Here is a 6,610-nt window from a genome sequence, read left to right as displayed (position 1 = left end):
ACCTGGACAAACCCAGTTAGTCATTCGACACCCCTGACAGTTCCTTCAGGGGCCGCTGCAAGACAGATGTCTGTGCAGCGAAGACAGCGACTGTAGCATGGTGATGAAGCGGCTCGCAAGAGCTACAGGGGAAAGTTGTTGACAGCTGGCCGCAACTCGCACGGACTGCCGCTAAGCCCTTGTTTCTCCTGGAAGGTCCGCGGCGACATACCAAGAAAAAGACCCGCCGGGGCGGGTCTTGGTTGAAGCATGAAGGCGTCTGGCCGGTCAATCCGCGTCCTGGAACGCCTCGTCACGCTTGTTCTTGATGGACGGCAGCATCACCACCACCACCATCAGCGCCGCGGCGATCAGCAGGCCGGCCGACAGCGGCCGGGACAGGAAGGTGCTCCAGTCGCCGCGCGACAGCAGCAGTGCGCGGCGCAGGTTCTCTTCCATCATCGGACCGAGGATGAAGCCCAGCAGCAGCGGCGCCGGCTCACAGCTCAGCTTGTAGAAGAGATATCCGACCACCGCGAACGCCGCCGTCATGAACACGTCGAAGTTGTTGTTGTTCAGCGTGTAGGTGCCGATGCAGCAGAACACGACGATCGCCGGGAACAGGAAGCGGTAAGGCACGGTCAGCAGCTTGATCCAGATGCCGATCAACGGCAGGTTCAGGATCACCAGCATCAGGTTGCCGACCCACATGGAGGCGATCAGCCCCCAGAAGAGTTCCGGGTTGCTGGTCATGACCTGCGGACCGGGCTGGATGCCCTTGATCGTCATCGCGCCCACCATCAGCGCCATCACCGCGTTGGGCGGGATGCCCAGCGTCAGCATCGGGATGAACGACGTCTGCGCGCCGGCGTTGTTGGCCGACTCCGGACCCGCCACGCCCTGGATGGCGCCCTTGCCGAACTTCTCCGGCGTCTTGGAGATCTTCTTCTCCAGCGTGTAGGCCGCGAACGACGCCAGCAGCGCGCCGCCGCCGGGCAGCACGCCCAGCACCGAGCCCAGTGCCGTGCCGCGCAACACCGCCGGCCAGGCGTCATGGAAGTCCTGCTTGGTCGGCCACAGACCCTTGACGCTCTTGGTGAAGACCTCGCGGTGTTCGGCTGGCTGGCCGAGGTTCGCGATGATCTCGCCGAAGCCGAAGATACCCATCGCGATCACGACGAAGTTGATCCCGTCGGTCAACTCTGGAACATCGAATGAGAAGCGAGGCGTCCCCGAGATCACGTCGGTGTTGATCTGGCCGAGCAGCAAGCCCAGCAGGATCATCGAGATCGCCTTGACCAGCGAGCCCGAGGCCAGCACCACGGCGCCGATCAGGCCCAGCACCATCAGCGAGAAGTACTCGGCGGGGCCGAACTTGAAGGCCAGTTCGGTCAGCGGCGGCGCGAAGGCCGCGATGATGATCGTGCCGACGCAGCCGGCGAAGAACGAGCCCAGTCCCGCGGCCGCCAGCGCGGCGCCGGCGCGGCCTTGCCGGGCCATCTGGTAGCCGTCGATCGCGGTCACGACCGACGAGGACTCGCCGGGGACGTTGATCAGGATGGCCGTCGTCGAGCCGCCGTACTGCGCGCCGTAATAGATGCCGGCGAGCATGATCAGCGCCGGTGTCGCGTCCAGCGCGTAGATCGACGGCAGCAGCATCGCGATGGTCGCGACCGGGCCCAGGCCCGGCAGCACGCCGATCAGGGTGCCGAGCACCGCCCCGCCGAAGGCGTACAGGAGGTTCTCCGGCGTGAACGCCGTGCCGAACCCCATCATCAGGTTGTTGATCAGATCCATGCGTGACTCCTCAGCCGCCCAGGAAGGTTGGCCAGATGGGGATCACCAGATTCAGACCCCAGAAGAAGATCGCGTAGCTGCCCGCGGTCAGGACCACGCTGCTGAGCAGCGCATCGCGCCAGCGGAACTCGTCGCTGGCCAGCGAGGCGATCGTGATCAGCAGCGGCAGCGTGATGATCATGCCCAGCCGCGGCAGGGCGAGGCCGAACACGATGATCGCGCCGACGACGATCACCAGAGGCTTCCAGGCGAAGGCGCCGACGGGCTGGCCGCCCTCCGACTCGATCGTCAGCGCCTTGAACAGCACCACCGCCCCCAGCAGCGCGAGCAGCACGCCCAGCCCGAAGGGGAAGTAACCAGGCCCGGGGCGGGCCGAGGAGCCAAAGCTGTAGTTCGTTGCCGAGCCCCACGCGAACGCGACGCCAACGACCACGAACATCAGCCCTGACCAGAAGTCGCGTTGACTCTTGATCTTCATCGAGGGAACCTCTATCGGCTTGAATGGGCGCGATTCTAGGAATCGGGTCCCCATCGAGGTCTGTGGTTATCACGTAAGGGGTGACGCCGCACCTCGCACGGGGCGTATGGCGATCTTCACGCGCCCGCTCGGCACGGGCCTTGCGCCTTGTCTGCGCGGGCTTACCCGCCCCCACGAGCCTGGGGGGCGGCAAGCGGATGGATCCGGCTCCGGTCAGCCGGATCCGTTCAGGTCTCCCAGGTGGGGGTGCTGCGCAGCACCTCATCCATGGTCGTCAGCCCCTCGGCGACCTTCATCGCACCGCCCAGGCGCAGCGGGCGCAGGCCTTCCTGGACCGCCTGCCGGCGCAAGGCTGTCATGTCGGTGTTCGGGTGCAGGTGCTTGCGGATGCTGTCGGTCAGCAGAAGCAGCTCGTACAGCCCGGCACGGCCCCGGAAGCCGGTGTTGCGGCAGTCCAGGCAGCCCACCGGCCGGTAAGGCTTGACGCCCCCGTTCAGGCGCCACGGCTTGAGCATCTCGTTGAGCGAGTCGCGCGTGACCTCCGGATCCGGCTCCTTGCAGTTCGGGCACAGCGTGCGCACGAGGCGCTGCGCCAGCACGCCGATCACCGTCGCATCGATCAGGTAGTTGGGCACGCCCAGGTCCACCATGCGGGTGATCGCGGAGGCCGAATCGTTCGTGTGCAGCGTCGAGAACACCAGGTGACCGGTCAGCGAGGCCTGGATCGCCATCTCCGCGGTCTCCAGGTCGCGGATCTCGCCGACCATGATGATGTCCGGGTCCTGCCGCATCAGCGCGCGCAGTCCCTCGGCGAAGTTGAAGTCGATGGCCGGCTGCACCTGCGACTGGTTGAACGAGGGCTCGATCATCTCGATCGGATCCTCCACGGTGCAGACGTTGACCTCGTCGGTCGCCAGGCGCTTGAGCGTCGAGTAGAGCGTCGAGGTCTTGCCGCTGCCGGTCGGACCGGTCACGAGGATGATCCCGTGCGGCCGCGCGGTCAGCCGGTTCCAGCGCTCGGCGTCGTGGGTCGAGAAGCCGAGCTGCGCCAGGTCCTTCACGGCGGTGTCGGGATCGAAGATCCGCATCACCATCTTTTCGCCGAAGGCGGTCGGCAGCGTCGACAGACGCATTTCCACCTCCTCGCCGGCCGGATTGCGCGTCTTGATGCGACCGTCGAGCGGGCGGCGCTTCTCGACCACGTCCATGCGCCCCAGCAGCTTGATGCGCGCGGTCATCGCGCCCATCACCGTGGGCGGCAACTGGTAGACCGTGTGCAGCACGCCGTCGATGCGGAAGCGGATCACGCCCATCTCGCGGCGCGGCTCCAGGTGGATGTCGCTGGCGCGCTGGTCGAAGGCGTACTGCCAGAGCCAGTCTACGACCTGCACCACGCCCTGGTCGTTGGCGTCGAGCTGGCGGTTGCTGCGACCGAGCTCGACGAGCTGTTCGAAGCTCGCCTGCTGGCTCGCCTCGCCGGATTTCGTCGCGGCGCGCACCGACCGGGCCAGCGTGAAGAACTCGGTCGTGAAGCGCGCGATCTCCTGCGGATTGGCCAGGGCCAGCTTCACGCGCTTGCGGGTGTGCGACTCGATCTGCGGCACCCAGCTGGTGTCCTGCGGCTCGGCGACCGCGATGGTCACTTCGGTCAGGCCGACCTGGATCGGCAGGCAGCGGCGCGCCTCGGCGTAGCTGGCGGACATCACGTCGGCGACGCGGCCGACGTCGACCTTCAACGGATCGATGCGGACGTAGGGCAGCTTCAGCCGGCCCGCGAGCCATTCGGTCAGCGCCTCGGTGTCCAGGGATCGGCCATTGGCGATGCGCACGAGCCCGGCCGCGCCGAGCCGGGTCAGCGGATGCTGGGCGCTCTGGCTGGTGCCGAAGCGCGCCTCGGTGCGCTGGACCTGTTCCTGGTCGATCACGCCGTCCTCGGCCAGCCAGTGCAGCAGCTGGCGCCAATCGAGCCGCGTGCCGCCGGCCTCGGCGGCCTTGGGCTTCGCGGGTGGGGCGGACGGCGCCGGGAGGGGCGCGGCCGCCTTGGATGCGGGCGCGGGAGCGGAGCCGGGCGTATCGCTCTTGTCCTTGGGAGGCGTCGACGTGTTGTGTTTCATGGTCACTCGTCGGAGTCGACGGCCGCGGCCGCGTGGAGCTGGTGGATGACGTTCATCGGCAGGGGGCGCACGAGCTTGAGCCACTTGGTGGCCGGCAGGTCATGGCGGGCCTCGATGTGGGCGGCGCGCTGTTCGAGCACCTCGCGCTCCGGCACCGCCACGCCGCGCCCCGCGACGACGATGGTATTGCCCTCGCGGGTCGGCGTCAGGTGCCAGACCTGGTCGGAGCCGAACACCTTCGCGATCCGCGCCGCGCTGCGCGTGAAGCTGGCGCTGCGGCCGAAGAGGTTGACCGTCATCAGCCCGCCGTCGGCGAGCACACGGTGGCAGTCGGCGTAGAAGGCCTCGTCGTCGAGGACCGGCGCGGCCGCCTCATGGTCGTAGAGGTCGACGTTGAGCACCTGCGCATTGCCCCAGTGGTCCGCGTCGGCCACCCACGCGCCGGCGTCCTCGTTGATCACGCGCAGCCGGTCGTCGTCGTCGGGCAGATGGAACCAGTGCCGGTTGGCGCTGATGACGGTCGGGTTGATCTCGACCGCCGTGGTCTTCATCTTCAACTGCTTGCGGCAGAAGCGCGTCAGCGCGCCGGCGCCCAGGCCGAGCTGCACCGCCTGCCCGCTGGTCATCTCGCGGACATCGCGCCAGAGCATCCAGGCCATCATCCGCTGGACGTATTCCAGCTCGAGCTTCTCCGGCTTCTTGAGCCGCATGGCGCCCTGGACCCAGATCGAATCGAGGTGAAGGAAACGCACGCCGTCGAATTCACTCAGCGTCGCTTCCACCCAGTCGGTCCTTCTGCCGCTCTTGTCCTTCTTCGAGTCCCGTTGCTTGCTCACGGCTGTCGTTCCCATGCCGGGTCCGCGGGGCCCGGTCTCGTCATCTGTCGGTCGATGGCCCGGCGAGCTCTCGCCAGGCGCGAAGCTTGGCATCGTAGGGCATCGTGTAGGCCGGGCTGGAGCTGGGGAGGCCCAGCACACGGTAACGGGCTGCAAGAGGTCCGAGCTGCTTCAGCCCGAAGCGCAAGGCCGTGCCGCCGTTGAAGCCGATCGTGCGCAGCGCCGGCAGTTCCTGCAGCAGCCGGCCGAGGTCGCTGGCGAAGGGATTGCGGATGGCACTGTCGAGGCTCCCTTCGCGCTCGGTCTCGGTGATCACGTCCCAGACCGCGACGCGGTGGGCGCGCAACGCGGCGAGGCGCTCGGGGTAACCCATGGCGACCAGGTCGACGCCGAAGACCTCGCCGACCAGCCGCCAGAACTGGTTGCGCGGATGGCCGTAATACTGCTGCGCCTGCAGCGAGGCGACACCGGGAAAGCTCCCCAGCAGCAGCCATTCGGCGTCCGGCGCGTGGACGGGCGCGAGCCCCTGCCAGCGGGCAGGTTCGCGCAGGTCGGGAGCGCCGGGCGTGTCAGCCATTCGCGCGAGGGGCATCCAGCGCGCCCAGGCGCGGCAGCGCGGTGCGCGCATTGCGGCCCGTGATCTCTGCCGCTTCCTCCGGCGTCCAGCCGCGCAGCCCGGCGAGCACCGCACCGATCCGTGGCAGCTCCCCCGGCTCGTTGCGAGAAGTGGCGCCCGCGGCGCGCTCCTCGGCCGTGCGGTACAGCCAGTGCGGCGGGATGTCCGGCGCATCCGTCTCGAGGACCAGCGCCTGCGCCGGCAGCTCCGCGGCGAGCCTGCGGATCTGCAGCGAACGGTCGAAGGTGAGTGTGCCGCCGAAGCCGAGCTTGAAGCCCAGATCGATGAAGGCATCGGCCTGCTGCCGGCTGCCGTTGAATGCGTGACCGATGCCGCCGGTCTGCACGCCGATGCGACGCAGTCCGCCGAGCAGTTGATCGGCGCTGCGACGCACATGGAGGATCACCGGCAGCCCATGCCGCTTCGCGAGCTTCAGCTGCTCGACGTAGAAGTGCTGCTGCGTGGCCGCGTCGAGGTCCTTGACGAAGAAGTCCAGACCGATCTCGCCGATGCCGACCAGGCGCGGGTCGTCTCGGCACTCGGCCAGCATCCGGTCGAGGCGGCCGAGGTCCTCGTCGCGCGCGTGCATCACGTACAGCGGATGGATGCCCAGCGCGTAGCTGACACCATGCGCATGCGCGAGTGCCTTCACCGACTCGAAGTTGCCCGCGACCACCGCCGGGATCACGATCTGCGACACGCCCGCCGCCACGGCGCGCGCGACCACGGCATCGCGGTCGGCGTCGAACTCCGAGGCGTCGAGGTGGCAGTGCGTGTCAGTCCACATGGC

The 6,610-nt window shown here is 67.9% G+C and carries 6 protein-coding genes; all 6 read right to left on the bottom strand.

Features of this window, described 5'->3' with window-relative positions:
- Positions 1 to 267: 267 nt before the first annotated feature.
- The 6 genes from ACQ4L4_RS28890 to ACQ4L4_RS28865 all read right to left on the bottom strand — a co-directional run bounded on the left by ACQ4L4_RS28890 (position 268) and on the right by ACQ4L4_RS28865 (position 6,607).
- Positions 268 to 1,776, bottom strand: a complete 1,509-nt coding sequence (locus ACQ4L4_RS28890) for a tripartite tricarboxylate transporter permease (RefSeq protein WP_431102206.1) — start codon at positions 1,774 to 1,776, stop codon at positions 268 to 270.
- Between the two features lie 10 nt (positions 1,777 to 1,786).
- A complete protein-coding gene (locus tag ACQ4L4_RS28885) occupies positions 1,787 to 2,254 on the bottom strand; it encodes a tripartite tricarboxylate transporter TctB family protein (protein WP_431102205.1) in 468 nt (155 codons plus the stop codon).
- Between the two features lie 227 nt (positions 2,255 to 2,481).
- Complete coding sequence (locus ACQ4L4_RS28880; protein WP_431102204.1) at positions 2,482 to 4,368, bottom strand: GspE/PulE family protein; 1,887 nt, start codon at positions 4,366 to 4,368, stop codon at positions 2,482 to 2,484.
- A 2-nt stretch (positions 4,369 to 4,370) separates the two neighbouring features.
- On the bottom strand, positions 4,371 to 5,204 hold the full coding sequence (locus ACQ4L4_RS28875; RefSeq protein WP_377156829.1) for a spermidine synthase: 834 nt from the start codon (positions 5,202 to 5,204) through the stop codon (positions 4,371 to 4,373).
- Between the two features lie 40 nt (positions 5,205 to 5,244).
- Positions 5,245 to 5,781 (bottom strand): DNA-deoxyinosine glycosylase, encoded by a 537-nt coding sequence (locus ACQ4L4_RS28870; protein WP_377156830.1) that lies wholly within the window; start codon positions 5,779 to 5,781, stop codon positions 5,245 to 5,247.
- Positions 5,774 to 6,607, bottom strand: a complete 834-nt coding sequence (locus ACQ4L4_RS28865; protein ID WP_431102202.1) for a TatD family hydrolase — start codon at positions 6,605 to 6,607, stop codon at positions 5,774 to 5,776. Before ACQ4L4_RS28865 ends, ACQ4L4_RS28870 begins: the two co-directional genes overlap by 8 nt.
- Between the last annotated feature and the right edge of the window lie 3 nt (positions 6,608 to 6,610).

This window comes from Roseateles noduli, assembly GCF_050626985.1.
GTDB lineage: Bacteria > Pseudomonadota > Gammaproteobacteria > Burkholderiales > Burkholderiaceae_C > Roseateles > Roseateles noduli_A.
Note: the sequence above shows the minus strand (reverse complement) of the source record. Positions and strands in the feature narration are given on the sequence as shown.

What these genes read in the sequence shown, in the direction of transcription:
- ACQ4L4_RS28870 (WP_377156830.1), bottom strand. Translation starts at nt 5,781, where the DNA reads ATGGCTGACACGCCCGGCGCTCCCGACCTGCGCGAACCTGCCCGCTGG.
- ACQ4L4_RS28880 (WP_431102204.1), bottom strand. Translation starts at nt 4,368, where the DNA reads ATGAAACACAACACGTCGACGCCTCCCAAGGACAAGAGCGATACGCCC.
- ACQ4L4_RS28890 (WP_431102206.1), bottom strand. Translation starts at nt 1,776, where the DNA reads ATGGATCTGATCAACAACCTGATGATGGGGTTCGGCACGGCGTTCACG.
- ACQ4L4_RS28865 (WP_431102202.1), bottom strand. Translation starts at nt 6,607, where the DNA reads ATGTGGACTGACACGCACTGCCACCTCGACGCCTCGGAGTTCGACGCC.
- ACQ4L4_RS28885 (WP_431102205.1), bottom strand. Translation starts at nt 2,254, where the DNA reads ATGAAGATCAAGAGTCAACGCGACTTCTGGTCAGGGCTGATGTTCGTG.